General features: G+C 60.7%; 18 protein-coding genes. 11 read left to right on the top strand and 7 right to left on the bottom strand.

Translation table 11 applies throughout. The features are described from left to right. Positions 1–5: 5 nt before the first annotated feature. Genes ESZ00_RS02405 through ESZ00_RS02395 form a run of 3 tightly spaced genes read left to right on the top strand, consistent with a single transcriptional unit; the run spans position 6 to position 3,050 of the window. Positions 6–869, top strand: coding sequence for an EF-hand domain-containing protein (locus tag ESZ00_RS02405; RefSeq protein ID WP_129206603.1), 864 nt, complete (start codon positions 6–8; stop codon positions 867–869). Beyond that, positions 869–2,449 (top strand): DUF2271 domain-containing protein, encoded by a 1,581-nt coding sequence (locus tag ESZ00_RS02400; protein WP_229740901.1) that lies wholly within the window; start codon positions 869–871, stop codon positions 2,447–2,449. Before ESZ00_RS02405 ends, ESZ00_RS02400 begins: the two co-directional genes overlap by 1 nt. Then, on the top strand, positions 2,430–3,050 hold the full coding sequence (locus ESZ00_RS02395; protein WP_229740900.1) for a PepSY-associated TM helix domain-containing protein: 621 nt from the start codon (positions 2,430–2,432) through the stop codon (positions 3,048–3,050). Before ESZ00_RS02400 ends, ESZ00_RS02395 begins: the two co-directional genes overlap by 20 nt. Positions 3,051–3,108: 58 nt before the next feature. Here the strand turns inward: ESZ00_RS02395 and ESZ00_RS02390 are convergent, their stop codons facing one another. From ESZ00_RS02390 to ESZ00_RS02380, 3 genes are all read right to left on the bottom strand, one after another. After that, the gene (locus tag ESZ00_RS02390) at positions 3,109–5,766 is read right to left on the bottom strand and encodes a TonB-dependent receptor (protein WP_229740899.1); all 2,658 of its coding nucleotides are present in this window, start codon (positions 5,764–5,766) and stop codon (positions 3,109–3,111) included. Positions 5,767–6,027: 261 nt separating this feature from the next. Further along, positions 6,028–6,801, bottom strand: a complete 774-nt coding sequence (locus tag ESZ00_RS02385) for a LytR/AlgR family response regulator transcription factor (protein ID WP_129206601.1) — start codon at positions 6,799–6,801, stop codon at positions 6,028–6,030. Further along, positions 6,802–7,938: a sensor histidine kinase gene (locus ESZ00_RS02380; protein ID WP_129206600.1), complete on the bottom strand. Its 1,137-nt coding sequence runs from the start codon at positions 7,936–7,938 to the stop codon at positions 6,802–6,804. A 286-nt stretch (positions 7,939–8,224) separates the two neighbouring features. Here ESZ00_RS02380 and ESZ00_RS02375 point away from each other — a divergent pair, with 286 nt between their 5' ends. From ESZ00_RS02375 to ESZ00_RS02360, 4 genes are all read left to right on the top strand, one after another. Next, positions 8,225–11,512 (top strand): alpha-L-rhamnosidase, encoded by a 3,288-nt coding sequence (locus ESZ00_RS02375; RefSeq protein WP_164981309.1) that lies wholly within the window; start codon positions 8,225–8,227, stop codon positions 11,510–11,512. 366 nt (positions 11,513–11,878) lie between these two features. Further along, entirely contained in the window at positions 11,879–14,476 is a 2,598-nt protein-coding gene (locus tag ESZ00_RS02370) for a TonB-dependent siderophore receptor (RefSeq protein ID WP_129206598.1), read from the top strand. Between the two features lie 8 nt (positions 14,477–14,484). Further along, a complete protein-coding gene (locus ESZ00_RS02365; RefSeq protein WP_129206597.1) occupies positions 14,485–15,159 on the top strand; it encodes a tetratricopeptide repeat protein in 675 nt (224 codons plus the stop codon). A 27-nt stretch (positions 15,160–15,186) separates the two neighbouring features. After that, positions 15,187–15,867, top strand: coding sequence for a Fe2+-dependent dioxygenase (locus ESZ00_RS02360; RefSeq protein WP_129206596.1), 681 nt, complete (start codon positions 15,187–15,189; stop codon positions 15,865–15,867). Between the two features lie 87 nt (positions 15,868–15,954). On the opposite strand, the gene ESZ00_RS02355 is transcribed toward ESZ00_RS02360, so the two are convergent. The 4 genes from ESZ00_RS02355 to ESZ00_RS02340 form a co-directional block, all read right to left on the bottom strand. Then, positions 15,955–17,520 carry a Do family serine endopeptidase gene (locus tag ESZ00_RS02355; protein WP_129206595.1) on the bottom strand — a complete coding sequence of 522 codons (1,566 nt, stop codon included), beginning with the start codon at positions 17,518–17,520 and terminating at the stop codon, positions 15,955–15,957. A gap of 51 nt (positions 17,521–17,571) precedes the next feature. Then, positions 17,572–19,116 (bottom strand): M56 family metallopeptidase, encoded by a 1,545-nt coding sequence (locus ESZ00_RS02350; RefSeq protein WP_129206594.1) that lies wholly within the window; start codon positions 19,114–19,116, stop codon positions 17,572–17,574. After that, positions 19,113–19,532 carry a BlaI/MecI/CopY family transcriptional regulator gene (locus ESZ00_RS02345; RefSeq protein WP_129206593.1) on the bottom strand — a complete coding sequence of 140 codons (420 nt, stop codon included), beginning with the start codon at positions 19,530–19,532 and terminating at the stop codon, positions 19,113–19,115. The genes ESZ00_RS02350 and ESZ00_RS02345 overlap by 4 nt, the downstream gene beginning before the upstream one ends. Before the next feature lie 119 nt (positions 19,533–19,651). After that, positions 19,652–20,407, bottom strand: a complete 756-nt coding sequence (locus tag ESZ00_RS02340; protein ID WP_164981308.1) for a GGDEF domain-containing protein — start codon at positions 20,405–20,407, stop codon at positions 19,652–19,654. A gap of 558 nt (positions 20,408–20,965) precedes the next feature. On the opposite strand from ESZ00_RS02340, the gene ESZ00_RS02335 reads away from it, so the two are divergent. The 4 genes from ESZ00_RS02335 to ESZ00_RS02320 are packed head-to-tail and all read left to right on the top strand — an operon-like array spanning position 20,966 to position 26,124. Further along, complete coding sequence (locus tag ESZ00_RS02335) at positions 20,966–22,420, top strand: TolC family protein (protein ID WP_129206591.1); 1,455 nt, start codon at positions 20,966–20,968, stop codon at positions 22,418–22,420. Between the two features lie 60 nt (positions 22,421–22,480). After that, a complete protein-coding gene (locus ESZ00_RS02330) occupies positions 22,481–22,723 on the top strand; it encodes a YtcA family lipoprotein (RefSeq protein WP_164981307.1) in 243 nt (80 codons plus the stop codon). A gap of 9 nt (positions 22,724–22,732) precedes the next feature. Further along, a complete protein-coding gene (locus ESZ00_RS02325; protein ID WP_129206589.1) occupies positions 22,733–23,989 on the top strand; it encodes an efflux RND transporter periplasmic adaptor subunit in 1,257 nt (418 codons plus the stop codon). After that, positions 23,989–26,124, top strand: a complete 2,136-nt coding sequence (locus tag ESZ00_RS02320) for an FUSC family protein (RefSeq protein ID WP_129206588.1) — start codon at positions 23,989–23,991, stop codon at positions 26,122–26,124. The genes ESZ00_RS02325 and ESZ00_RS02320 overlap by 1 nt, the downstream gene beginning before the upstream one ends. The last annotated feature ends 13 nt before the right edge of the window (positions 26,125–26,137 follow it).

Below are 26,137 nucleotides of genomic sequence, written 5' to 3'. Positions count from 1 at the left end.
AAATCATGCCGAGAAAGAGAAGAATCACTGCGATTCTAGCGGGGTCGCTTGTATTGGGGTATGCGGGAAGCAACTGGGCGCAGGGGCCTGGGAATCAGCCGCGCCTGGTGTTGCAGGCGCTGGATACGGATCATGACGGGCAACTGTCGGCAGCGGAGATCAAGGCCGCTCCGCAGAGCCTGCTGACGCTCGACCGCAATCGCGATGGGCAGCTGACTTCGGATGAGCTCTCGCCGCGTCCGGAAAATGCAGGCGCAAGTCCGGATGAGCTGGTACAGCGGCTGATGGCTTTCGATAAAAATGGCGATGGCGTGCTCACGCCGGATGAGCTTCCCGCGCGGATGCAGAGTCTCTTCGAGCGTGGCGACACGAATCACGACGGCAAGCTGACGCCGGAGGAGATTCGCACCATGGCTGAGCGTCAGGGAATGCCCGCGGGTGCGAATGGCGGCGAGCATGGTGGCGGTGGCCGGATGCAGATGGATCCGCTGCTGGCGGCGCTCGATACCGATCACGATGGCGTGATTTCGGCGCAGGAGATCGCGGTGTCGAGCACCTCTCTGCTGGTGCTCGATAAGAATGGCGACGGCGTGATCGAGGCTGAGGAAATGCGCGTCCGGCAGCAGTCTCCTGAGCAGCGTGTGGAGCACATCCTCGGCGAGTTCGATACCAACAGGGACGGCAAGCTGAGCAAGGCCGAGTGTCCTGACCGGATGCAACAGCAGTTCGAGAAGATGGACACCAACGGCGACGGCTTTCTCGATAAGGATGAGTTGCTGGCTTATTTCAAGACCATGAGTGACGGGCCGCGCGGCGGACGCGCAGGCGGCGATCACGGACCAGGTGAGCAGAAGGAGCAGAACCAGTAATGGACGCTAAGAACTGGAAACTGCTGCGGCGGGCCGCAGCATGCCTGCCGCTGGCGATGGTGGCGACGCAGACGAATGTATGGGCGGACTCGGCGGCAACGCATGGCGAGCGCGAGGCGGGCACATGGACCTTTCATCATGAGCATGTGCTGGGCACGTCTCTTGAGATCAAGGTAAAGGCGACGAGCCTGCCCGAAGCGCAACATGCGGAAGCAGCGGTGTTGACGGAGTATGACCGGCAGGGGCGCATCCTGAGCGCGTGGCGCGCAGACAGTGAGTTCTCGCGTTGGGAGAAGACGCACTTCGAAGCCGTGCCGGTGTCGCAGGAGCTGTTCGATGTGTTGGCTGGATTCGATCGCTGGCGCGAAGCAACAAATGGAGCGCTCGATCCTTCGACGGAGGCTGCGGCGAAGCTGTGGCGGCAGGCCGCAGCCGAAGGGCGCACGCCGAGCGCGGCCGAGCTGCGCGAAACGGTCGAAGCCATGCAACAGCCGCACTGGCAGCTCGATGTGTCTCACCGCACGGCTGCTCGAATCACAGCCGTGCCGCTGGCGTTGGCCTCGTTTGCGAAGAGCTATGTGAGTGAACAGGCGGCCGAGGCAGCGCTGCATGCCGGTGCATCCGGTGTCATGCTGAATGCGGGCGGAGATGTGGTGGTGCGCGGCGCGATGCGGCAGGTGGTCGATGTCACCGATCCGCGGGCTGCAGCAGAGAATGATCTTGCGCTCGATCGTGTGGCAGTCGAGAACCGCGTGGTTGCGACCTCGGGCTCATACCGCAGGGGCGTGGTGCAGGCCGCGATGGCAGTCGAAGGCCAGTCGCATATCCTCGATCCACGCACGGCGCGGCCGGCCGGACATGTGCTCTCTTCGACCGTGATTGCGAAGGATGCGGAGACAGCAGGCGCATTGGCGACAGCTTTTTCCGTGATGAGCCCTGAGGAAAGCGCTCGGCTGGCGGAGCGTACGCCGGGTGTGGATTACCTGATCGTGACGGCGGATGGCCGCGAGTTGCGCAGTGCAGGATGGAATGCGTATCAGGTTCCGGGTACGACCGGCGGTCTGCGGGCAGCGTATGTGCCGGCAGCATTCGCCGTGCCGCACGCGGCTGGTGCGGGGTTGTGGAACCCGGCCTTTGAGCTGATGCTGAGCCTCGAGTTACCGCGCATCGACGACGCACGCTATCGGCGCCCTTATGTTGCCGTGTGGATCGAAGATGCGGATCACTATCCGGTGCGGACACTGGCGCTATGGACGCAGAATCCGCGCTGGCTGCCGGAGTTGAAGCAGTGGTATCGCGACGATCAGCTGCGCAACCTGAGCGAGGGTACGGATATCTCGAAGACTGTCTCATCGGCGACGCGTCCGCCGGGGCATTACACGCTGAAATGGGATGGCAAGGATAACGACGGCAAGCCGGTGAAGGCGGGTAAGTATACGGTCGTGATCGAGGCCTCGCGCGAGCACGGCGGTTACCAGATCGAGCATAAGGAGCTGGACTTTACCGGACAGCCGGCACAGGCTGCGCTGCAGGGTGGTCAGGAGCTGGGGACGATCACGCTTGACTACCGTAAACAGTAAGCCCCACGCGCGGTTGCGGCGAACTGTAGCCGTAACCGCGCGCTGGCTCCATATCTATCTGAGCATGTTAAGTTTTGCCGTGATTCTGTTCTTCGCGGCAACCGGGCTTACGCTGAATCATCCGGACTGGTTCGCAGGTCACGCAAAGACCGTGGAGACGCATGGTATAGCGGATAAGGCCATGCTGCACACCGCTGGAAGCGAAGGTGCGGACCGGCTGGGACTGGTCGAGATGCTGCGTGCACGTGAGCATGTGCACGGCGCGGTGAGCGATTTCCGCGTAGACGATACACAGGTTTCAATTTCATTCCGTGCGCCGGGCTATACGGCGGATGCCTTCATCGACCGCGATACAGGGAAATATGACCTGACGGTGGTGCAGGATGGCTTTGTCGCGGTGATCAACGACCTGCACAAGGGGCGCGATGCGGGTAAGGCGTGGAGCGCGGTGATCGATGTGTCAGCCGTGCTGCTGGTGCTGGTGTCGCTTACCGGGCTGGTGCTGATCTGGTTTGTGTATAAGCGGAGAACGTCAGGTCTGATCCTTGCCGGATTCGCGGCTATCGCAGTACTGATGCTTTGGAAGCTCTTCGTTCCTTAGCTGTTCCGCGTTGGATCTGTTTTATGCGTTTTATTGTTACAAATAGAGCTGCTACGCCTTAAAAGGCGAAGCGCGCACCGAGTTCCAGTCTTCTGGCGGCCTCTGCGGCTACCGGTTGCCCGACTGCATCGGAAGAGACCACGGTGTTCACAGCAGTTACGTTGGTGTGGTTGAGAACATTCGCTCCTCGTGCATTAAGGGTCAGGGTAAGTGGACGATCCTTGCTCGAGCTGAGGTGAAATGCCCGGCTCAGGTTTGAGTACATGTGCACGATGGTGGGCATGGTTCCCAGGTTGCGGGGAACATTGCCGTTGACGGCGTTTGCTGTCATGAGGCCGAAGGGCGTGCTGTAGACACCGTTGCCTGCGGTAGATGCATAGGATGGCCGATCGTTGAATGTGCCGTCGCCATTGTCGTCTGTGCCCGTAGTGATGTTGTACGGCGTATTGAAATGCCAATAGATCTGACTGGAGAGCTCGATGCGAAACGGGAATTTGAAGTCGTCTTCGAGCAGAGCTCCGCTCGATTGCCAGTCAGGCCTTCCGACTTCTCCGCGGTCGCTATAGCTGGACTGCGGCGTGTCGCTGTCTCCACGAAAATCGACATTCCAATAGCCGAGGCTCAAGGTCCAGTGCGCGTTGGCTTTTTGCTCGATGCCTGCCCAGAAGGCGCCGCCGCGTGTGTGCGCGGTGTTTTGATATTCGAAGATGTTGAGATTCGGAGCGCCGGGACGCGGCGCGAGGAGAGCTGCGGTTGGGTCCGGAGCAACACCACTGCTGCTGGCTACGATTGGCGCATTGATGTTGACAGTGCGGTGATCGTCCCATGCCGAGTACCACGAGTACCAGACAGAAGGATGCCAGTGGTGCGGCAGGTCGACTTCTACCCCAGCAGCGAACTCTGCGATCGGTATCTGAAGCATGGCGTGCGAGAACTGCCAGCGATTTGCGACGGCGATGGAGCTACTTGTCGGCGTCAGTGGACGGTCGAAGTCTGGAGAATAGACCGTGGTCTGCTTTTGTCGTTCTCCGTCGAGGCGGTAAGCCTCTGCGGCGTAGGTGGTGTCGAAGGGCAGATTGAAGATACCGGCACGCAGATGCGTGCTCCAGTGAGAGGCGCGATCGGGTGACCACGCGAGGCCGAGCCTCGGGCCGAAATTTGCGGATGTTGCAGGCGTTGTCTGGAGTGCATATCGCAGCCCGGCAGTTACCGTGAGGCGCGGTAGCAGCTTGATGGTGTCTTCACCATAAAGCGCGAGTTGCCATTGTGCATACGGAACGAGCGGGGTTCCGTTGGTGACGGCGTAGGTCGTAGGTGTTCCTCCGGCGAGGCCGAGCAGCGCGCGGCGATATTGCTCGAGGGGCGTGATGGTTGTGGTGGTGTCTGTAGGCTGATTGCTCGAGTCGAGCACGGGGGCGCTACCGCCGCCGAAAGTAAAGGCGCCGTTGAAGGTATCGGGATCATAGTCGTGTAAGAAAATGCCGAGCGCCTGTGCGCCGAACTTCAAGGTATGCTTGCCCAGTGTGGCCATTACATCGTCATCGATCTCAAGATCCCGCTCGCGATTATTGAGATTCTGGCTCGTCGCGCCGCCGCCGGTGAAATAGCCTGAGACCTGCAGAGAGGGTTCGGTGGAATTGGGGAGTTGTTCCGTCCGTTTCCATGTATATCCGATGTGTGTTTCATGCAGCAGGTTCGCGCTGAGGGTCTGTGTATTGGTAAAGCGAAGATCGTATTCGGCGATGCGGCTCGAATAACCAGCTTCCGGCAGGATGAGGCCGCCGACACCCTGGTTCCCAAGGCTGTTGACGCGTGCAGCGTAGCTGAGCGAGGCGATATCGTTTGGTGTGACCTGCAGATCTCCACGCGCGGAGGCGATCCAGAGCTCTTGAGGAGCATTCACCGTGTCATGCTCTGCGGCCTGATTGCCATTTGCATCGAGGATGACTGCATTCACGACATTGAACTCGTTGATGTCGCGTTTTTCGAGCGCCAGCGCGAATCCGCTCTTTTGCGCTACAACTGGCCCGCTGAGTTCAAAGCCGTAGCGGCGTTTGCCTGCCGGTGTCGAGGTGACGGCAAATGGGTCGTTGGCATTAAAGCTTGCATCGCTGTCGTTGAAGAAGAGCGCGCCGTGGTACTTATCCGATCCCGGCTTGGTCGTGATCTCGATCCGTCCGCCATCCATGTCGGGTTTGGGGTACTCGGGCGATATCGGGTCGGGATTGATGCGGATCGATGCGATGGCGCTTTTAGGCGGCATCGTACTGCCGTTCTGAAAGCCATCGACGACGACAGTTGCCGAGGTGGTAGAGCCGCCGCCCGCAGAGGCGAGTAACTGCAACTCTTGCAGAAGATCATCAGGATCGTCGGGGAGCTGCTGCACTTCACTGGCGCTGAGCGTCGTCGTGGAAGCGCCGGAGCTGGTGTCGAGCGTCTGCGTATCGGCGCGCACCTGCACACTCGCGCTTACGGTGGCGATGGCGAGTTGCAGGTTGATATGTGCCGTACCGTTTGAGGTTCGGTTGATGGCTGCCGTTGCGGGAGCGAAACCGCTGGCCTGCGCTGTGATGGTGCTTGCACCGGCTGCCACGCAGGGAAGTACATATTGGCCGCCGCCATCTGTGGTAGTCACGGGCTGACGGCCATCCACGGCGACGTGTGCTCCGGGGATCGCGGCGCCAGTTGCGTCGGTGACGGTTCCTTCTATGCGCACGCCATTGCTGCAGGTGGGCCGCATCGGGTTTGTTTGGCTGATGCCGGGTGTTGCCGGAAACAGCGCGATGACGAGGGAACAGGCAAGGAGAGATGTCGATAGGCTTCGGCTCACGGTGTCGTGCTCCTCTCTGAGCAATACTTTCCCCGATTCCGCATGTATCTGAGAGTGGATTGCAGGCAACCGCCGGATTCCTGCAGGCAGAGAGAATGCGCATGCGGATAATATGCGTATTCCTGAAGCTGAAGGTGTGACGCTGTCTTATACGCGACTGGCGGCCAGAAGGTTCTGCCAGCCCGCTTTGCTCATCCGCAGGCGCTGTCCGCTGGTGAGGCAGACCCATCCTTCATTGCGGCCACCGTGCAGAATTTCACGTACATGAGCGATGTTGACGATCGTAGAGCGATGCACGCGCACAAACTGTTTGGGATCGAGCGTTTCGGAGAGTTGCTTCATGGTTTCTCGCAGCATTAATGTGCGTGTGCCGACATGCAGACAGGAGTAGTAGTCCGCGGCCTCAATCCATTCGATCTCCTGCACCTGGATGACAGCATCGCGTTTCCCGTCGGGAATGACGAGGCGCGTGGGGTAATCCTGTTTCGCAGTCGTGCCATCGCGGAGAGCCTGGAGAGCCATTTGCAGCTCTTCGTGTGTGAGCAGAGCGGCCTGCGATGCGACCCTGTTCTTAACGCGGGCGAGTGTGGATTTGAGCCGTCCAGGCTCGATTGGCTTGGTGAGATAGTCGAGAGCGTGGACCTCAAACGCCTGCAGCGCATAGTGATGATGCGCGGTCACGAAGATAGTGCAGGGCATCTGTGCCGGTCCAGTCTGCGCAATGGCTTCGAAGCCGTTGCCGCCCGGCATTTCAATGTCCAGGAAAAGCACATCGAAGCGGTCTTCTTTGAGTGCGGTCACAACCTCCCGGCCGTTGCGGCATTCTCCGGCAACAACAAAATCATGGTCACCTGCGAGCAGCAGGCGGAGCCGTTCCCGGGCTAATGCTTCGTCATCGGCGATCAGCGCCTTTAGCTTCACTCACGCACGCTCATAAGGGATAAGAATTGCAACCTCGTAACCACCTGCTTCTACGGGATTCGCCCGCATCTGGTAAGAGTCGCTATAGAAGTGTGCGAGGCGTTCGCGGGTGTTCGAGAGGCCGATGCCGTTTCCGGCCTGTGACTGACTTTTCTTTCCCGATCCGCCATCTCGTATCTGCAGAGAGAGCAGTGTCCCTTCGCGGCGCGCGGAGGCTTCGATAAAACCATGTTCTTCGCAGTGCGCAATGCCGTGCCGTATGGCGTTTTCGACGATGGGCTGCAGGAGAAAACAGGGAACGAGTCCGTCGAGGACACCTGGCTCGACTTTGATCTCGATGCGCAGCCGGTCTGCGAATCGCACCTGCTCGATGGCCAGGTAGCTTTCGAGAATTTCCAGCTCCTGCGAGAGAGGAACTTTCTCGGGGGTGGTGCGCTTCAGCGTCTGTTTGAGGATGGTATTCAGATGCGAGAGCATCTCTGTCGCCTCATTTTGCCGTCCGAGCTCGACCAGGGTGGTGATGGCATTCAGTGTGTTGAAGAGAAAGTGCGGTTCAAGCTGCATCTGCAGGGCTCGCAGATGCGCAGCGGAGAGCTGCTTCTCGAGCTCGAGCGCCCGGATGGCTTCATGTTGCGAACGATCTTGATACTGGATCACCCCGACGAGGCCCAAAACAAAGCCGTATACCAGGATTTCAATACCGAAGCGATTGAGATTGACCAGGCTATGCCATGCGCGATGCGGAGAGAGCCCCGCATACCAGCCCAGGCCGGTAAAGCCCAGGCTCCAGAGAGTGTTGAGGTGCAGCCAGCCGAGCGCAGAAGCGGCAACGGCGTGCGATGCGATGGAGGCAGGTGTGAGACCAGAAAGAAGAGAGCGCCGTTCTCCGGCTTTCCAGAGAATGCAGGCGATCACGCCCCACCAGCCCCAGAGCACAACCGCATAAAGCAGCGAGGAGGGATGCGTGATGGAGGAGCACTCGGTGGCAGTGATGCACACGAGAATGGTTACGGCCGACCAGATGATCGCGAAGGGATGCGGGCGCAGGCGGCGAGCCGGAGCCAGATCTGCGGATGCGGTGATCTCCTGTGGATGCGGGTTCTGTAGACGCTGCGGGAGTATAGCCTCAGTGCTCATGCTGTCTCCTCTTCTGAACCGGTGTGCGGGCACTAGGAAACCATCGCTGTGTCTCCGGTCTCAATGCTTAGTAAGGTAGTCTATCTCCGGTCCTGTGTTATAGGTTTGCAGCGAAGCTTGTCCTTTGCGCAGGGAACAGTTCAGCGTGTGGAAGGGATGCCTCGTGGGGCGACGCTCCGTCGGATTACAACGCAACCGCAGGTGCTGCATAAGGATGGAAGATAATCCAGAGAGGCTGCGCCTGTCGGGCACAGGCACTCTGAATCATGTGGGAGAGGCATTGTTCATGAAGTGGAAAGTCTTTGCTGCCGTGGTTGTGTTCGCTCTTGGTATTTCGTCTGTGTATGCCCAGCAGCGCAGGATGGAAGACGTAGTGGATCTCCGCTGTGATTCGCTGACCTCGCCGCTCGGGGATGACAACCCGCATCCTGCCTTCTCCTGGAAGCTGAAGGATACGCGCATAGGGGCAGCTCAGAGCGCTTATCGCGTGTTGGTGGCATCGACTCCGGCGTCGCTGGCGAAGAACGTTGGCGATGTGTGGGACAGCGGCAGAATAGAGGGCAGCCAGTCCATCGGCGTTCTCTATGCCGGTCCGAAGCTCGACGCCGAGAGACGCTACTACTGGCGTGTGCTGTTGTGGAATGAGAGTGGCAAGCCCTATCGCGCCAGCGGGAACAGCTGGTGGGAGACCGGTCTGATGGACGCGTCGGCGTGGCGCGGAGACTGGATCGGCTATGAAGACCCGGAGCATGCGGCGGTTCGCGCCGCCCACGCAGCGTGGGTTACGAATCCGGAGGTCGCCAACTACAAGGGCGGCGACAACACGCGGCATGATCTGCGGTTGAGCTTCGATCTGCCGCAAGCGGTCGCAAGCGCAACTCTTTATGCAACCGGAGAAGACACCGTCGCTGCATGGGTGAATGGACGGCAGGTGCTATCTCCTTCGCTGCAGCCGCCGTGGGGAAGGCTACCCTGGCGTACATATGCATCGAGCGACGTGACCGGCGCGCTCCATAGCGGTGCGAATCTGCTGGCTGTCGAGGCGCTTCTCTTCGGACACCAGACGCGCAGCCAGACCCCGATGAACGCTGTTCTCTACGTGAAGTTCGCCGATGGATCTTCGTCGGTGTTCAAGACCGGCGAGGGGCCGTGGAAGTCTGCGCTCGAGGCCAGTGGGGCGTGGTATACCGCGCAGTATCAGGATGACGGCTGGGCTGCGCCGACGAGCTATCCCGAAGTGCGCGATGTCTTCGGCGGTGCCGGCGATCTTGGCATCCCGCTCCAGACTCCTCCAGTAGATGCACTGCGCAAGACCTTTGATGTGACGAAGCAGGTCCGTTCGGCTCGGCTTTATGCCACTGCGCTTGGCGCCTACACGATGAGCGTGAACGGCATGCGTGCCGGCGACCAAGTGCTTTCTCCAGGATGGACCGATTTTCGCGAGCGCGTAACTTATCAGGCCTGTGACGTGACCTCTGCGATCCATCATGGACGCAATGCGATGGGTGCGTGGCTGGCTCCGGGCTGGTACTCCACACCGCTTGAATGGGTAGGTCAGGGAAACAACTACGGCGCGACGCCGCCTGCGCTGAAGGCGCAGCTGCGAATCGAATATACAGATGGCTCTGTCGATTGGGTTGCAACCGATCACTCGTGGAAGGCCGATCTTTCGCCCATCACCAGCGCCGAGATTTACAACGGCGAGAATTACGATGCGCGCCGCGATCAAACAGGCTGGAACATGCCCGCGTTCGATGATCACACCTGGCATGCCGCGGTGCTTGTCCATCCTCGTGAGCCGGAGATTGTCTGGCAGTCCTTTCAGCCCATACATGCCGAGCAGACGGTGGCTCCGAAGAGCGTCAGCAGCCCTGCACCGGGTGTCTTCATCTACGATTTTGGCCAGAACCTTGCCGGCGTTGCGCGTATCCAGGTACAGGGACCGGCGGGCACGGATGTGCGTCTGCGCTTTGGCGAGCTGCTGAATCATGACGGCACGCTTTATGTCGAGAACCTGCGCAATGCCAAGGCCACCGATCACTACATCCTTGCCGGCAAAGGCGTGGAAACCTATCAGCCTTCCTTCACCTTCCATGGTTTCCGCTATCTCGAAATCACCGGCATTTCTGCCGCGCTTGCGAAGAGTGCGGTGAATGCCGTGGTGCTGCATACCGATGCCCTCGAGACCACGAAGCTCGAGACCGGCAGCCCGATGATCAATCAGCTGTGGAGCAATATCCTCTGGGGACAGCGCTCGAACTTTGTCGGTGTGCCTACCGATTGCCCGCAGCGCGATGAGCGTCTTGGCTGGACGGCCGATGCACAGGTCTTTTGGCGCACCGCAAGCTACAACATGGATCTCGCCGCCTTTTCGCGGAAGTACGCTACGGACCTGCGCGGCACACAGGCTGGCACGACGATGTACGGCATTTATGCCCCTGGCACCTCGAAGCCGAATACGGGCTTCGGTCCTGGATGGAGTGATGCCGGTGTCATCGTGCCGTGGACCTCATGGATGCAGACGGGCGACCTCACTATCCTCGAGCAGAACTGGGATGCGATGCAGCGCTACCTCGACGGCATCCATGATGCGAACCCGGATTATCTCTGGGCGTACAACGGCGGCATTGCGTTTGGCGACTGGCTTGCGCCGGAAGGCGCGACATCGCAGACCCTCATCGCCACGGCATACTGGGCCTATGACGTCTCTCTGATGCAGCAGATGGCGCATGCGCTCGGCAGGACAAGGGATGAGCAGGCCTATGCGCAACTCTTCGAGAAGATCCGTGCCGCCTTCGAGCAGCAGTTCGTGCATCCGAATGGCGTGGTGGGATGGATTCCCGAGTCTTCCAACGGGTCGGGTGCCAAGCCGCTGCAGGAGACGCAGACGGGATATGTCCTTGCACTGCATATGCATCTGCTTCCCGAGGCAGATCGCTTTGCTGCCGCGCAGCACCTTGTAGATCGCATCGCGGCAAATGGATGGAAGCTGGGTACCGGCTTCCTCGGGACACCATACCTGCTGGAGGTCCTCTCGGATACGGGGCATGCGGATGTGGCCTATCGTCTGCTGCTCAACACGCAGTATCCCTCATGGGGATATATGGTCGAGCACGGCGCCACTACCATGTGGGAGCGGTGGAACGGCGATCAGATGCTGAATGACCCCGGCATGAACTCTTTCAATCACTACGCTTATGGAGCCGTGGCCGAATGGATCTATCGGTACGCCGCGGGAGTGGATACCAGCTTGCTGGCCCCCGGCTTCCATGTGATCAACCTGCACCCGAATTTCGATGCGCGCCTCGGCCATATCGACTTCTCGTATGAGTCGGCCTATGGCCTGATCCATTCTTCGTGGGCAACGGCTCCGGCAGGTTTTCACTGGACGGTGACGATTCCCGCGAATACCTCCGGCCGTCTCAGCCTGACGAGCGCGGAGATTGCACGATATAGCGTGGATGGGAAGGCGCTATCCGTGTCTTCTCTGTCGCGCACTCCGGCCGAAGACGGAAAGACGGTCTTCACCCTTCCGGCCGGGACGCATACGTTCGAGGTGGCAAAGGCCATGTAATGCATGATGTCGCGTGCGTTGTCGCGTGTCATAAAAACTGCCCCTGCGGTCATAGGCAGAGAGCCTGAGGCTGCAGGGCAGTTCTTTAGACAGATATCCGACAAAAAAAGTCGTATTTTCTCTGTCATGAGCGTCATTTTTCGTTCATAGTAATAAGGAAGACGTTTTGAAGCGTGGCTTCATGCGTTTATAAATACGACTATTTTTGTCGGATATTTTTATCCGGCAGGTAGGTTGGGCGGCTGCATCTGCGGACCGGATGCCGTGATTCGTGCAGTGCTTGGAGTGCCTATCAATTTTCCGCAATAAGGGGATTGGGACGTGAAGGACGTGTTCGCAAAGGAAAACTGGACAGGAAAGGCTACTTTGTCTGCTGCCCATGGGGATAGCTCTGTGGATGCCGTGCGGGAAGCGCAGCCGCTCTCGGCCAGCCGTGGAAAGCGTGGTTCGCTGATGATGGTTGCGGCGCTCGCTCTGGCCGGCTTTGCCGCGCATGGCGCGGATGCGGCGGCAGCTGCCAGCGATCCGAAGGACGGTGGCATCGAAAAGGCTCCTGTGCCGGATGCGGATGGGCAGGCCGCGCAGGGCGAGACCGTGCATCACTTTAAGATTGCCGCCGGCCCGCTGAGCGAGGTCCTCGCGTCCATGGAAAAGGAGACGGGCATCTCTTTCTCGCTGGCTTCCGATTCGATTGGCGAGCTGCCTTCTCCCGGAGTGACCGGCGTATTGACGGTGAAAGAGGCGCTCACCCAGATTCTGGCGAATACCGGCGTTTCTGCCCGCGCGAAAGAGCAGGGCAGAGTCGAACTGTTCCTCAGCGGCAGCAATAGCTCGGTCGAGGTGAATGACCAGGCCCTGTCTTCGATGAAGTACACAGCGCCGCTGCTCGATCTGCCGCAGACCATCACCGTGATCGGAGAAGAGACGCTGCAAAACACGGCTTCGACAACGCTGGTTGAAGCGCTGCGGACGATCCCCGGCATTACCTTCGGCGCGGGTGAAGGTGGCAATCCCATCGGCGACCGGCCATTTATCCGTGGTATGGATTCGCAGGCGAGCACTTACATCGACGGCATGCAGGACATTGCGGCACAGTCGCGCGAGGTCTTCGATGTGGAGAGCATCGAGGTTTCGGAAGGCCCGGGCGGCGCGTATGGCGGACGCGGCACAGCCGGCGGCAGCATCAACATGAACAGCAAGCTGCCGCGGCGCGATAACTTTATCGCCGGTAGCTTTACACCCGGCACCTCGGACTACGAGCGCGGCACGGTGGACGGCAATCTGAAGATCAACAGTCTGATGACGGGACGTCTTGCGGGTGTATGGCACAACGCGGATGTGCCGGGGCGCGACGGCGCGCATAACAACCGCTGGGGCGTGGCGCCCAGTCTGGCGATCGGCCTGGGCGGACCGACACGCGCGTATCTCGACTACTACCACCTGATCACCAATGACATTCCGGACTCGGGCATTCCATATAACAACCCGACTACCGTGCCGACGGTCGATCCTGGCTCGCGCATTCTGGAGAAGGGCGATGGCGAGCCGGTGAAGCTGCCGCATCGCAACTTCTACTATGGCCTGATTGACCGCGATCATGATCGCGCAAAGAACAAGACGGCGACGGCGCGCGTGGAGCGTGACCTGTGGCATGCCAGCAGCCTGCTGCGCAACAGCTTCCGTTATGAAGCCACAAACGAAGACTACATCTGGACGCTGCCGGACGACAGCCAGGGCAATATTTATTACGGCTACGTCTTCCGTCGTCCGAATGACCGCGTGAGCTCGACGTTTACGGCAATGGACCAGGTAGACCTCTCTGGCCAGTTCAAGACTGCTTCGATCAAACACTCCTATGCCGCAGGCGCGGAGTTCTCGCAGGAGCGTGGCAACAATGACGCCTACACGATCAACAGCAAGGCATTCTCGAATAACACGGAGACCTGCCCGAACGGCGTAGGTGTTGCCGGTGGTTACAACTGCACCTATCTCTATGCGCCGAATATGCGCGACCCATGGTGGGATACCGGCACCATCACGTTGAACCATAACCCGACGAAGTCGAAGAGCGTGGAGAAGTCGGTCTACGCATTCGATACGGTCATTCTGAATTCGCACTTCCAGAGCACGCTCGGTATTCGCTACGACAATTACGACTCGCAGTACCAGAGCGCGGTGACCTCGGGCGTACGCAGCAAGTATTTCGTGGATAACAACCTGGTGAACTACCTGGCCAGCGTGGTCTACAAGCCGGACTCGGCCACCAGCTTCTATGGGACGGTGAGCACGGCGGCGATTCCGACCGGCAATGCGCTCTCGCAGGGTGTCGATACCTCGGCGCTGACCAGCCAGATTAACGCCGATCTCGAACCGGAGAAGATTCGCGAAGAAGAGATTGGCGTGAAGCGTGAGATTGCACACGGCAAGGCGATGGTGCACGCGGACCTCTTCCGCATGGATATCCAGAACGTGCGCATTACTCAGGCCGATGGCACGATCGCTGCAGCGGGTACGGATCGCACGTTGGGCGGCGAGTTGACTGTGAGTGGCGATATTACGCGGAAGTGGCAGCTGACCGGCGGTTATACCTATCTCGATGCGGTGCTGGAGCAGGCCGGCGGCTCGGGAACCGCAAGTGGACTGGCCAATGGCAACAGCATGCCGAATACGCCGCGTCACAGCGTGGCCATCACCAGTAACTACAAGGTTCTTCCCAGGCTGCGCCTCGGCGGTGGTATCTACGGAATGACCATGGTCTGGGGCAGCCAGTTGAATAACAAGTGGGTGCCGGGTTATGTGCGCGAGGATATCTTCGGCAGCTATGAGTTCAACAAGCACCTGAACCTGCAGCTGAATGTCCAGAATGCGGGCGACAAGCTCTATTACGACGAGGCCTATGCAACGCACTATGCGCAGATGGCTCCCGGACGTTCCGGAACGCTCGGTTTCAACGTGAAGTTTTAGGCCAGACGATGCTGCAGGTGGAAGAAGAGTCATACGAGATGGTGCGCGCTGCGGCGATGCGCGGCGTGCACCAGGCACAGGTGCTTTATGGGCAGATGCTGCTCGACGGCAAGCATGTAGAGCGTAATCCTTCGGCGGCGCTGCACTGGTTTGAGCGCGCGGCGCAGGGAGGCGACGTGATGGCCGTCAACATGGTGGGCCGCTGCCTGGATCAGGGATGGGGCATCGCCCGTAACGCGACGCTGGCAGAGCGGTGGTTTCGCAAGGCTGCCGAACGCGGGCTCGACTGGGGCATGTACAACCTGGCAACGCTATTGATTCTGGGTGAAGGCGTGGCGCAGGACAAGGTGGAGGCGTATCACTGGTTGCGCCGGGCTGCCGATCTTGGACATGAGAAGTCCATCAACCTGCTTGGAGGCTTCTACGAGGACGGCTGGGTGGTGCGGCAGGATCGCGCGACGGCGCGCGAGCACTATCGCCGGGCAGCGGTGACTGGAGACTTTCGCGGACAGTTCAACTACGCGCGTTTTCTTATCGAAGAAGGCGATCTGCTCGGCGCGCTTTACTGGCTGCGGAAGGTGCCGGAGACGGCAACGCCGGCATTCCTCGAAAAGATGAAGGTATTTCTCGCGAGCTATGAGCAGCGCGAGGTTAGAGATTTTGCGGACACGCTGGCAGCTTAGCCGCGAGTCCGGAATGAGGTAAGACAAATGTTGATTCAGATCCCCGAAGTGCTAAGCCAGGAAGAGGTTGTTCAGTTCCGCAACGAGCTTGATCGTGCAGACTGGGTGGATGGAAAGGTCACGGCCGGCTATCAGTCGGCTCGCGTGAAAGACAATGTGCAGCTGCCGGAGTCGAGCCCGGTTGCGATCACGCTGGGACGGAGAGTTGTGCAGGCGCTGGAGCGCAATCCGCTATTTATCTCGGCGGCGCTGCCTGCCAAAATTTTTCCGCCGCTCTTCAACCGCTACAACGGAGGCCACTCTTTCGGCAGTCACGTGGATAACTCGATCCGCCGCATTCCAGGCACGGGCGAGCAGATCCGCACGGATCTTTCGGTGACGCTGTTCCTGAGCAGCCCTGAAGAGTATGACGGCGGAGAACTGCTTGTCGAGGATACCTACGGCGCGCACTCGGTGAAGCTGCCCGCCGGACACATGGTGCTATATCCCTCGACCAGCCTTCATCGTGTGCTCCCTGTAACGCGGGGCAGCCGGGTGTGTTCCTTTTTCTGGCTGCAGAGTATGGTTCGCAGCGACGCGCATCGCAGCCTGCTACTGAACCTCGATGTGGCGATTCAAAAGGTGGGACGAGATATGGAGAATCATCCGTCCCTGGTGGAGCTGACCAGCGTATATCACAATCTTTTGCGCGAATGGGCTGAGGTGTAGCGCTCTTTATCGAGCGCTTGCAGGGAAAAGGGGCTGCCATGATGGCAGCCCCTTTCTGTTGCTCCTTCGTTATGACAAGGAACGGGATTAGTTGTTGTCGTCGTTGTTGCTGTTCGTGTTGTTGCCGGTGTCGGGACGAAGGGTGCGGTAGCTGGTGTTGCCCTTTTCCCAGACCAGAAGCAGGACGTCTTTGTCTGCCGGCTGGTTGTGTACTTCCTTAATGAACTGATCGGCGGAAGTCACTGGAATGCGGTTGATTTCGAGCACAATGTCGCCGCGCTGGAGTACCTCATCAGCCGGGCTGCCGGGGCGGACGCTCTGGATGACGACGCCATGCACCTGATCGGGGACGTTGAGCTGTTGACGGATGTCATCGGTAAGGTCGGTCACACCGACGCCGAGCTTCACACCCTGCGCGGGGGACTGGCCGTTGTCCTCTTCGCCGGCGGCCTCGCCGCTCTTGCCGTGGTACTGGCCGACAGTGGCATTGATGGTGAGGGTTTTGCCGTCGCGGACAATGCCGAGCGAGATAGCGGTGCCGGGGGTGAGTTCGCTGACGCGAAGCTGGAGTGCGCTGCCGGTGTCGACGGGCTGGCCATTGATGGAGACAATGACGTCTCCGGTCTTGAGGCCGGCGCGGCTGGCCGGAGAATCCGGCGTAACCTGCGAGATCAGGGCCCCGGAAGCCTTATCGAGCTTGAAGAAGTGCGCGTTGTCCGGGGTGATGTCGCCGATGGAGATACCCAGGTAGCCATGCTCGACCTTGCCGGTCTTGATGAGCTGATCGGCGACAGCGTGGACGGTCTGCGAGGGGATGGCGAAGCCGGCGCCGGCAAAGGAGCCGTTATCGGAGATGATGAAGGTGTTGATGCCGATGAGCTGTCCGTGCGCGTTGACAAGCGGACCGCCGGAGTTGCCCGGGTTGATGGCGGCGTCGGTCTGGATGTAGCCGCCCGGCTTGCGGAGATCGTCGGAGTAGGGGTTCTGGCGGTTGACGGCGCTGACGATGCCGCGTGTTACCGAGAACTGGAAGTAACCGAAGGGGCTGCCGAAGGCGAGGACAGTCTGGCCGGGTTCGAGCTTGCTCGAGTCACCCCAGGAGATGGTCGGCAGGTTGCTGGCATCGATCTTTACGATGGCAAGGTCGGTGAGCTTATCGGTGCCGATGAGCTTTGCATTGAGCACGCGGCGATCGTGCAGTGTGACCTTGATCTGTGTCGCGCCCTTGACGACGTGGTTGTTGGTCACGATGTAGCCATCCGGCGAGATGATAACGCCCGAGCCGACACCATGCTCGATCTGTGGCTGGGGCTGCATCTGGCCGCCGCCAAAGCCGAAGAACTGCGCAAAGCCCGGAGGCAGTCCTTGCATCTGGCCCTGCTGTTGCTGCTCGTCAGGGCTGACGCGAGCGGTGACGGCGATGTTGACGACAGCGGGCGTAACCCGCTGTGTGACCGACTCCATGGCTTTGTCGAGAGCGGTGAGGGCAGCTACGGAGTTGTCATCGAGCGGCGATGGATTGTCGATGCCTGCGGCATGGACGCCGCCGTGGCCTACGAAAAGAGCCGCGCCGAGAACGAAGGACCCGATGAGTGTTGCAGGGATGGCGAATTTCTTCGCCTTATCGACTAATTGATTAGTTGGTGCTTGCATGGATTTTTACTTCTCCTCGAGAGGGTAAGGGGTTTGGTTCTGTGGAGGTCGTTAGAGCTGAAGAATCAGCCAGCCATCGGGTGTCGGGATGGCGGCGTAGGAAGGCGGAAGTGGGCGCGCAACCAGAAACTGCACCTGGGAGTGAACGCGGGAGCGCGCACCGGATGTGTGAGCTGCTGCAGAGCGATCCGGAGACTGGTTGTCAGATGGGATCGCTTCTTCCGTTTGATACTCGGTCCAGGTAGCGAGCACGACGACTGCCTGGCTCCGGAGTATATTCTGCCGCTCTTCATGAGCGCGGAGGCTGACAGCCAGGCTATCCGGAAGAGTCATGGCTGCCGGAGGCTCATTCTGCGCGAGCTGGGTGATGCGGGCGGTAGAGTGCTGCAGATTCAGCGAGACAGCCTTTGTCTGTGGCTGCTGCTGGCGTGGCCTGCCGATAGAGCCTGATTTCCCGTGGCTGTTCTGAGTGCCGGTTATGGGCTGCTCGGGGACGCGATACACCGCATCGACAGCGTGAGCCGGACGACGCGCGGCAGTGAAGTTCGCGGGGATATAAGACGGAGCGCCGGGAAGAACCGTATCGACCGCATCGGCTGTCTCGGTGGTTGCAGAGGCAGAGGTAAAGGCAACGAGACGGGGTTCGCGGGCAAGCTCTGCAGTGCCGGCGAGCATGCCCGCGATGAGCATAGCGGTCACCGCACGGAGGCGGCGGGTGGTCATCCGGCCTTCGGAGTCATGCAGGATGCGGAGGACGCGGCGGGCCAGCTCGGAACGGCGCTCCCAGGCGCCGAGAGCGAGCGAAAGACGGCGGCTCAGCACCGAGTGCTCGGCGAGATTGACGAGGCAGGTAGCGTAGGTCTTGCGTGCGCGGGTGCATGCCAGGACGTGGTCATCGCAGGCCAGTTCGCGTTCGATCGAGAGACGGCGCTCAACCCAGAGCATGGCTGGGTTGAGCGGGAAGAGTGCGAGAGCGAGCTTCTGGAAGAGGTTGACCCAGTCATCGCGGCGGCGCAGGTGCTCCATCTCGTGCAGCACGATGTGTTCCAACTCGGCGGTGGAGAGCTGCTGATAGAGCCCGGCGGGGATAAGCACGCGCGGCTGGAAGAAACCGAGAACGCTGGGGCGATCCACCTGGTCAGAGGTGCAGAGAATCGCGGTGCGGCGGCCTGCGTGCAGGAGCTCCGAGGCTACAGCCACAGACTCGACCGGACCGGCAGAGCGGACAATGCGCCGGAGGGCGATCCAGCTTCGTGCCAACTGCGCCATGCGCACCAGGGATAGCGTAAGCCAGACTGCGGCGATGGCCAGGCTCCAACGTGCGTCCAGCCTCAAGGCTGCGGCACTGTGCGGTGCATTACCGAGTACAGCGTCCGATTTACTGTGCAGCAGGAATGGAGTCAGGTGCAGCAGGATGGCGAGAGTGAAGGTCGCGGTCCAGAGAAGCGAACGGACGGCAGGAGTCATGCCTTTCGCGAAACGCAGGCAAAGCGCAACCAGTGCAGCGAGGGCAGCCCCCTGCCAGATGGCGGAGATGAGCGCTCCCGCTGCTGCGGCAGAAGCAGAAGTCAGGAAATGGGCGAGAGACAGGTTCATCGAGCCGTCTCCTTGGAGCTGCCGCCGGATATTTCGTCTTCGGGAAGAGCATTGATGGCCTGGCGCAGGCGGCGGATCTCCGCCGGGGCGAGCTCTTCGTCGCCGAGCAGGGAGAGAAGAAGCCGCTCGCGCGAGTTACCGAAGAAGCGGTTGAGAAGATGCCGGACTTCGGTGCGGCCAGCCTCGGATTCGTCGATGCAGGGACTATAGAGGAAGGCCCGGCCCTCCTGTCGATGGCGGACGTAACCCTTTTCCTCGAGGATGCGCACCGTCGTCAGCACAGAGGTGTAGGCGAGGGGTCTTTCTTCGGAAACCGCGGCAGTGAGGTCCGAGACGGCCGATTCGCCGCGTTCCCAGAGCACCTTCATGAGCCGGAGTTCGGCTTCGGTGAGTGTGATGGAACGCTTTGGCGGCATGAATGGACCTCCGGGCGGTGAATTGCCCTGTACTGAATTCGACGCGGCAACTAGTTAATTAGTTAGCTGCAATGCAGAAGAATTTTAGCTTGATATTTAAAACATTGATAATAAATGCCTTATGGGTGGTAAACCTCGTACTCGATGCGGTTGCGGCCGCTGTACTTGGCCTTCTGCAATGCCTTATCTGCCTGTAGAAGAAGCTCTTCGGCGGTTACGCCGGATTCCCCGTTGAGAACGGCGACGCCAAAGCTGCAGCTGACAGGGGTCGAGCCGCCGGGAAGCCAGACAGGATCGAGGCAGAGAGCATCGTGGACAGCCTGGATGCGGTGTGGGTCGCGGAAGCCGTCGAACTGGGGCATCAGGATAAGGAATTCGTGGATGCCGAAGCGGCTCACCGTGTCGTAGACACGGATGGAGGCGGCGAGACGATGGGCGGTTTCGCGCAGGATTTCGTCGGCGGCCATGTGCCCGCGATGGTCGATAAACTCCTGTAGCTCATCGATTTCCACCAGGATCGTGGTGAGTGAGGTTGCCTCGCGGCCTGCGCGGGAGAGTTCGCGCACCAGGACATCGTGAGCAGAGCCGTAATTGAGCAGGCCGGTGAGAGGATCGCGGCTGGCCTGTTCGATGAGCGCATCACGGGTGCTGGCGAGCTTGCGGCGCTCTTCTTCGAGGGCTGCGGTTCGCTGGTCAAGCTGGGCTTCCAGATGGACGGCGTGCGCGCGCGTCTGCCGTTCGCGAAGCCAGAGATAGAAACAGAGCAGAGCGATGACGGCAACGCCGGTAAGCAGCCCGGCGGCGAGTGCACGATAGGCCGGAATATGGGAAACGAGGAGTATCAGCGGAGCCGGTGACGGTGGTCTCAGGAGCACATAGCCTCGCAAGCCGGACCGAAGGGCACGATAAGCGATGCTGACTTCGGCAGGATGATCCTATCTATCTTCTCAAGAATGAGCGAGTAGAGAAATGCGACAAAGGTGGGAGTAAGGGGAAAAGAGCAAAAGTTTCAGTGCAGCGAAGCGGCTGCTCAGGCAAAATGATCCGGGAAATAAATCCTTGTCTGGATTGCAGATGCTGCGCAGTGGAAAGCCCGGAGCGGTATGGCGCAGAAATGCTTTTTATTAGGGATGAGGCTTTGAGCTGCTGCCGATAGGCCGGTAGAGCGATGGACTACGCATCGGCAGGTTGGCCGGCTGGTGAGGGTGTGGTGGGGAGTGGTAGCAGGGGTGTTTTCCATGCCGGAGGATATGGTATCGGCAGGGATTTTTGCCATGGGAAGACGTGGAAGGAGGCAATTCCGGAGTGCCGGTTATCGAGGCAAGTGCGGTATACACTGGGTTTAAGCCGTGAATTCCCATTCGCGGTACCCACATCTTTCGTCCCCCGCGGGGCCTGAACCCGCTATGGTCGCGGCGATATACGGAAAGATCATGCGCAAGCGGTATCTGGCTCGATATCCGGTCCTTGGATTGGCTGCAGTTGTCGGTGCAGGCATCAACCTGGCATGGGCTCAGAGTGCGCCCGCTTCAGCGGATAAGCCATGGCACTCGCAGGCGGAGGAGAGCCTCGGACGGCAGCTGGCAGGGCATCCTGAGACGCCCTATGCCATAGATTCAGATAGGGCCTATACCCTGGCCGAGCTGGTAGACCTCGCGCAGCAGCACAATCCGGAGACACGGGCGGCATGGGAAGCAGCCAAGGTCCGGGCCGCAGACCTGGGAATTGCGCGCAGCGCACTGTTTCCGACGCTGACCGCGGTGGTGATCGCGGAGTCTCTGCGGGAGGCCGCGCTGACCGGCGCAAACTGGGGACGGCAGACCGAAGGCTTGTTTATCCCGGTATTGCACGTGGATTACCTGGTCTTTGATTTCGGCGAACGCGGCGGGGCGATTGACGCGGCCAAGGCCAGCGTCCTGGCGGCAAACCTCAAGTTCAATGACACACATCGAAAGCTGATCTTTGCGGTTTCCTCGGCTTACTATCGGCTGCTCAATGCCCGTGGACTGCGCGAGGCAGCGGAGATCAGTCTGAAGAACGCGCAGGCGGTCGAAGACGATGCGCAGGCACGCCTCGATCATGGCCTGGCGACCAAGCCGGATGTGCTTGAAGCGACGGCGGCACAGGCCCAGGCCGAGTATGACCTGCAGGCCGCGGTCGGCGCCGAGGCGATTGCAGCCGGGGATCTGGCGACGTCGATGGGGCTGCCCGCCGATACAGCGATCAAGGTGCAGGAGATTCAGGATCTGGCTACGCCGAAAGAGATGGCCGATTCAGTGGATGTGGAGATCGACCGCGCCTTTGCGCAGCGGCCCGAGCTGCTGGAGCAGGTGACACGGCTGCGGGCGGCGGATGCGTCGCTCAAGCAGGCGCACTCGGCCTTTCTGCCCAGCATGAGCTTTACCGGCGACGGTGGCCTGGCGCGGGGTTACGGGCAGTTCGATTCCTATCCGGGAGAGTATGCGCAGGGTGAGTACTGGAATGTCACTCTGCAGCTGAAGTGGACGCTCTTCGACGGTACGCGCCGGGAGCACGAGCTGGCGGCGGCACATGCGGAGAAGCATGAGGCCGAAGCCGAGATTGGTGCGCTGCGGGACCAGATTTCCGACGAAGTCTGGACCGCATATACGAATATGAAGACCGCACTCCGGCAGCAGCAGGCTGCTGCCGCGCTGCTGGCCGCATCCGGGCAGAGCTATGATGCGGCGCGGGAGAGCTACGGATACGGGGTGAGGAACCTGCTGGACGTGGTACAGGCGCAGAAGGCATTGGCGCAGGCGCGGAGCGAAGATGTGTCGGCGCGGGCGCAGGTGCTGCTGCAGGTAGCCAACCTGGCCTTCCGGACCGGGGACCTGGTCTCCGTGACTCCGGCGAAGGGAACGCCGTAAAGGATGCGGTCGGGAAAGGAAAGAGGATCCGTGCAGCGAGAAAGAAGACGGGCGGCGGCGATGGCAAGCCTGGGAGCGGCAGTGTTTGTTGCCGGCTGCGGGCGCGCGCCATCGTTCAACATCATGGGATCGTTCTTTCCGTCATGGCTGGTGTGCCTGACGATAGGAACGATCGTGGCGGGACTGGTGTATGCGCTGCTGACGCGGCTGGGCAAGCAGCGGCTGATCCAGTGGGGAATTCTGACCTATCCAAGCCTGGCAGTGCTGGTGGCGCTGCTGCTGTGGCTGTTGTTCTTTAACTAGCGAGGAAGCATGGACGAGGCGGCATCGACAACAGGACAGCGCAATCGCGCAGGGCAGATACTGAGTGCCGCGATTCTCGTGTGCACGGCCGTTGCCGGGCTGGTGGCAGTACGGCAGCTGACGCAAAACCCGCGCACCGACGACGCAGAGGTGTTTGCGAACTTCATCGGCATGGCTCCGCTGGTGAATGGACCGGTGACGCACCTCTATGTGCAGGACAACCAGCTGGTGAAGGCCGGGCAGCCGCTCTTCGATATCGACGACCGGCCGTATTCCTACGCGCTGGCAAACGCGAAGAGTAATCTCACCGCGCTGCAGGGCGAGATCTCCGATGAAAAACGGATCATTGCCGGCAAGGTGAGCGGCGTGGACGTGGCGCGTGCAGGAGCGCAGAGCGCACAGGCCAGCCAGCTGCGGTCGGCGGCAGCGATCCAGCAGGCGACTGCGGATGTGGAGAATGCGAAGGCCGCGGTGCAGCGGGCAGATGCCGAGCTCGCCTATGCGACGAACAACCTGCACCGCATCGAGCCGCTGCTGGCCAAACAATATGTGACCGTGGACCAGGTGGACGAGCAGCGCACGCTGGTGAAGACAAGGGAGCAGGCGGCCTCCCAGGCGCGTGCGCAGCTGGCGTTGGCCCAGGCGGGTTTGACTGCTTCGCATGCGCAGTACGACGCGGCTTCGGCGGCGACGATCGAAAGCAATCAACAGGTACAGCAGGCAGCACATAATGTGACCACGCTTGAGCCGCTCGAAGGACAGATCGAGGGCAAGCAGGCGGCCATCAACAACGCGCAGTATGACTACGACAATTGCCATGTGGTGGCGCCGTTCGATGCGCGTGTGACGAATCTGACCATCTCGGAAGGCGCGTATGCCAAGGCCGGGACGCAGGTCTTCACGCTGATCGATACGCGCGTGTGGTGGGTGGTCGCCAACTTCCGTGAGACGCAGCTCCGGCACATCCAGAAGGGGATGACAGCCGAGGTGTATGTGCTCTCGCGCCCGAATGTGCGTTTCAAGGGCGTGGTGGACAGCGTGGGCTATGGCGTGACGCCGGATGCGGACCTGGTGGGCAAGCTCTCCCCGGCGGGGTTGCCCGATGTGCAGCGTACGCTCAACTGGGTTCACCTGGCTTCACGCTTTCCGGTGCGGGTGCGAATCGAGGCCGGACCGAACGATCTTTTCCGGCTGGGTGAATCGGCTGTGGTGGTGATCCGGGGCGACCAGGGCGAGGAGCATGCGGAGCTGGCTGGGGGCCGCTGATGGCAACTGCGCTGCAGCTTCCGCACAAACCAAGATTTGTGCAGTGGTTCCCGGACTTCCTGCGTGCGGAGCTGGCTCCGTATCCGGGGCGCGGGGCGATCGTGGCGCGCATGGTCATCGCCGCAACGATCTCGATGATCCTGGTACAGACCTTCCGGGTTCCTGGAGGTGCGATCGGCGCGCTGTTCGCCTTTACGCTCTCGCGCGAAAATCTGCGGGCCACGGCGCAATCGGCGCTTTCGATGATGGTTGCCTGCGCCCTGACGGTCATCTTCGTGCCGGTTGGGGCGCGCATGTTCGCATCCGAGCCGATGACGCATTTCCTGTGGGAAGGCATCAGCATCTTCCTCATCTTCTTCCTGCTGCGCGCCCTGAGCGATTATGCGGTGGCCGTGGGTTTGAGCCTGGTGGTGACAAGCGTGCTGGGCATCTGGTATCTGCCCGGGCCGACAGAACACAACGTGGAGCTGACGCTGTGGCAGGTGCTGGCGGCAGCCATCGGCGCGGTGGTGACGCTCGCGGTCGAGGCAGCCTTCCATGCCATGAAGACGGAAGACGAGGTGACCGCAGGACTCAAGGCGCGGCTGACGGCGGTCGAAAAGCTGCTCCGGAGTTTCGCCGGTGGAAGCCCGGTTTCCAAGGAGACAGAACGAACGCTGACGCAGTATGCGCTTGTCGGCATGGGATCGTTGCGGCGTCACATCATACGCGGCAGCTATGACGGCATGATGCGGATGCGCATGAGCACGGTGGTGTCACTGGTCGGGCGCGGGACCGATTTTGCGGCAGCCATGGTGTATTCTCATCCTCCGCTGAGCGAACAGCAGATGCGGCGTGCCGCGGCCCTGGCCTCGCATGTGGCTGAAATGCGCAAGTGCGTGATAGAGAGCCGGATTCCTGCGCCATGGCAGCCGGAGACGAGCCGGGAAGCGGACAATTTTCCGCTCTTCTCCGAACTGGAATCCATGATGGCGCTGATTCCGACCGCCTACGATAGCGAGGCGACGCTCGACCCTCAGCTTGCGATTCAGGAGGGAGAGCCGGAGCGCCGCGGCATCTTTGTCTCCGACGCGTTTTCGAACCGGGAGTACGTGCGCTATGCGATGGGCGGCACGCTGGCCGCGATGCTGTGCTACGTGCTGTACGTAAGCCTGGCATGGCCGGCACTGGCAACTTCGGTGACGACCTGTGTGCTGACGGCGCTGACCAATATTGGCGCGTCGCGGCAGAAGCAGGTGTTGCGCATCGGCGGGGCGCTGCTGGGCGGATTCGTTTTTGCGCTGGGCGGGCAGATTTTCATCCTGCCCTACGTGGACACCATCGGCGGCTTCACCTTGTTCTTTGTTTCGATCACCTTCATCGCTGCGTGGGTCTCGACCTCGAGCTCGCGGCTTTCCTATGCGGGCATCCAGATCGCCCTGGCGTTCTACCTGATCAACCTGGGCGACTTCACGATCCAGACATCGCTGACCCAGGCGCGGGACCGCTCGATTGGCGTATTGCTGGGAACCACGGCGATGTGGGTGGTCTTCGAGCGGCTTTACCCGAAGGCCGCGGCCGACGAGATGGTGCGCATCTTCATACGCAACCTACGCCTGATGGCGGAGCTCGCGGAGGTGAAGCCAGGCCCCAAGCAGCCCGACGAGATGGTACGCATCCGGAGGCAGCGGGATCAGGTCTATCGCCTGTTCGCCGATGTGAACGCGCAGTCCGACGCGGTTCCTTTTGAAACCGGGCCGAAGCGCGCGGCGCACCTGGCGGCCAGAGACCGCATCCGCCGCTGGCAGGCGCAGCTGAGAACGTTCTATCTGCACGAGGTGCCCCTGCTGCAGTTCCGGGTCTTCGGCGATCCTCACGGCGTTTCGCCGGAGTTCCTGGAACTGGAGACCCGTTTTCACCGGGTGTGTGGCGAGACACTGTCGCACATCGCCGACTGTCTCGATCGGCAGGCTAAGGGGCAGGCATGCGGACATGCGGAGCATCCGCGGCTCGAAGCGATGATCGATACTTCGAAGGTGGATGAGTCGGCGGCTCTGTCGGTGCGCGAGCATGCGCTGGTGCGCATGTCGCGGCAGATCGCGGCGATCATCGATCGGCTGGAGGCCGAGGTGACCTCAGAGCCGCTGTACGGGTAGGCCGCATCCGCCC

This window comes from Silvibacterium dinghuense (assembly GCF_004123295.1).
Lineage (GTDB): Bacteria > Acidobacteriota > Terriglobia > Terriglobales > Acidobacteriaceae > Silvibacterium > Silvibacterium dinghuense.
The sequence above is the reverse complement of the archived record's forward strand: the minus strand, read 5'-3'. Positions and strand labels throughout refer to the sequence as shown.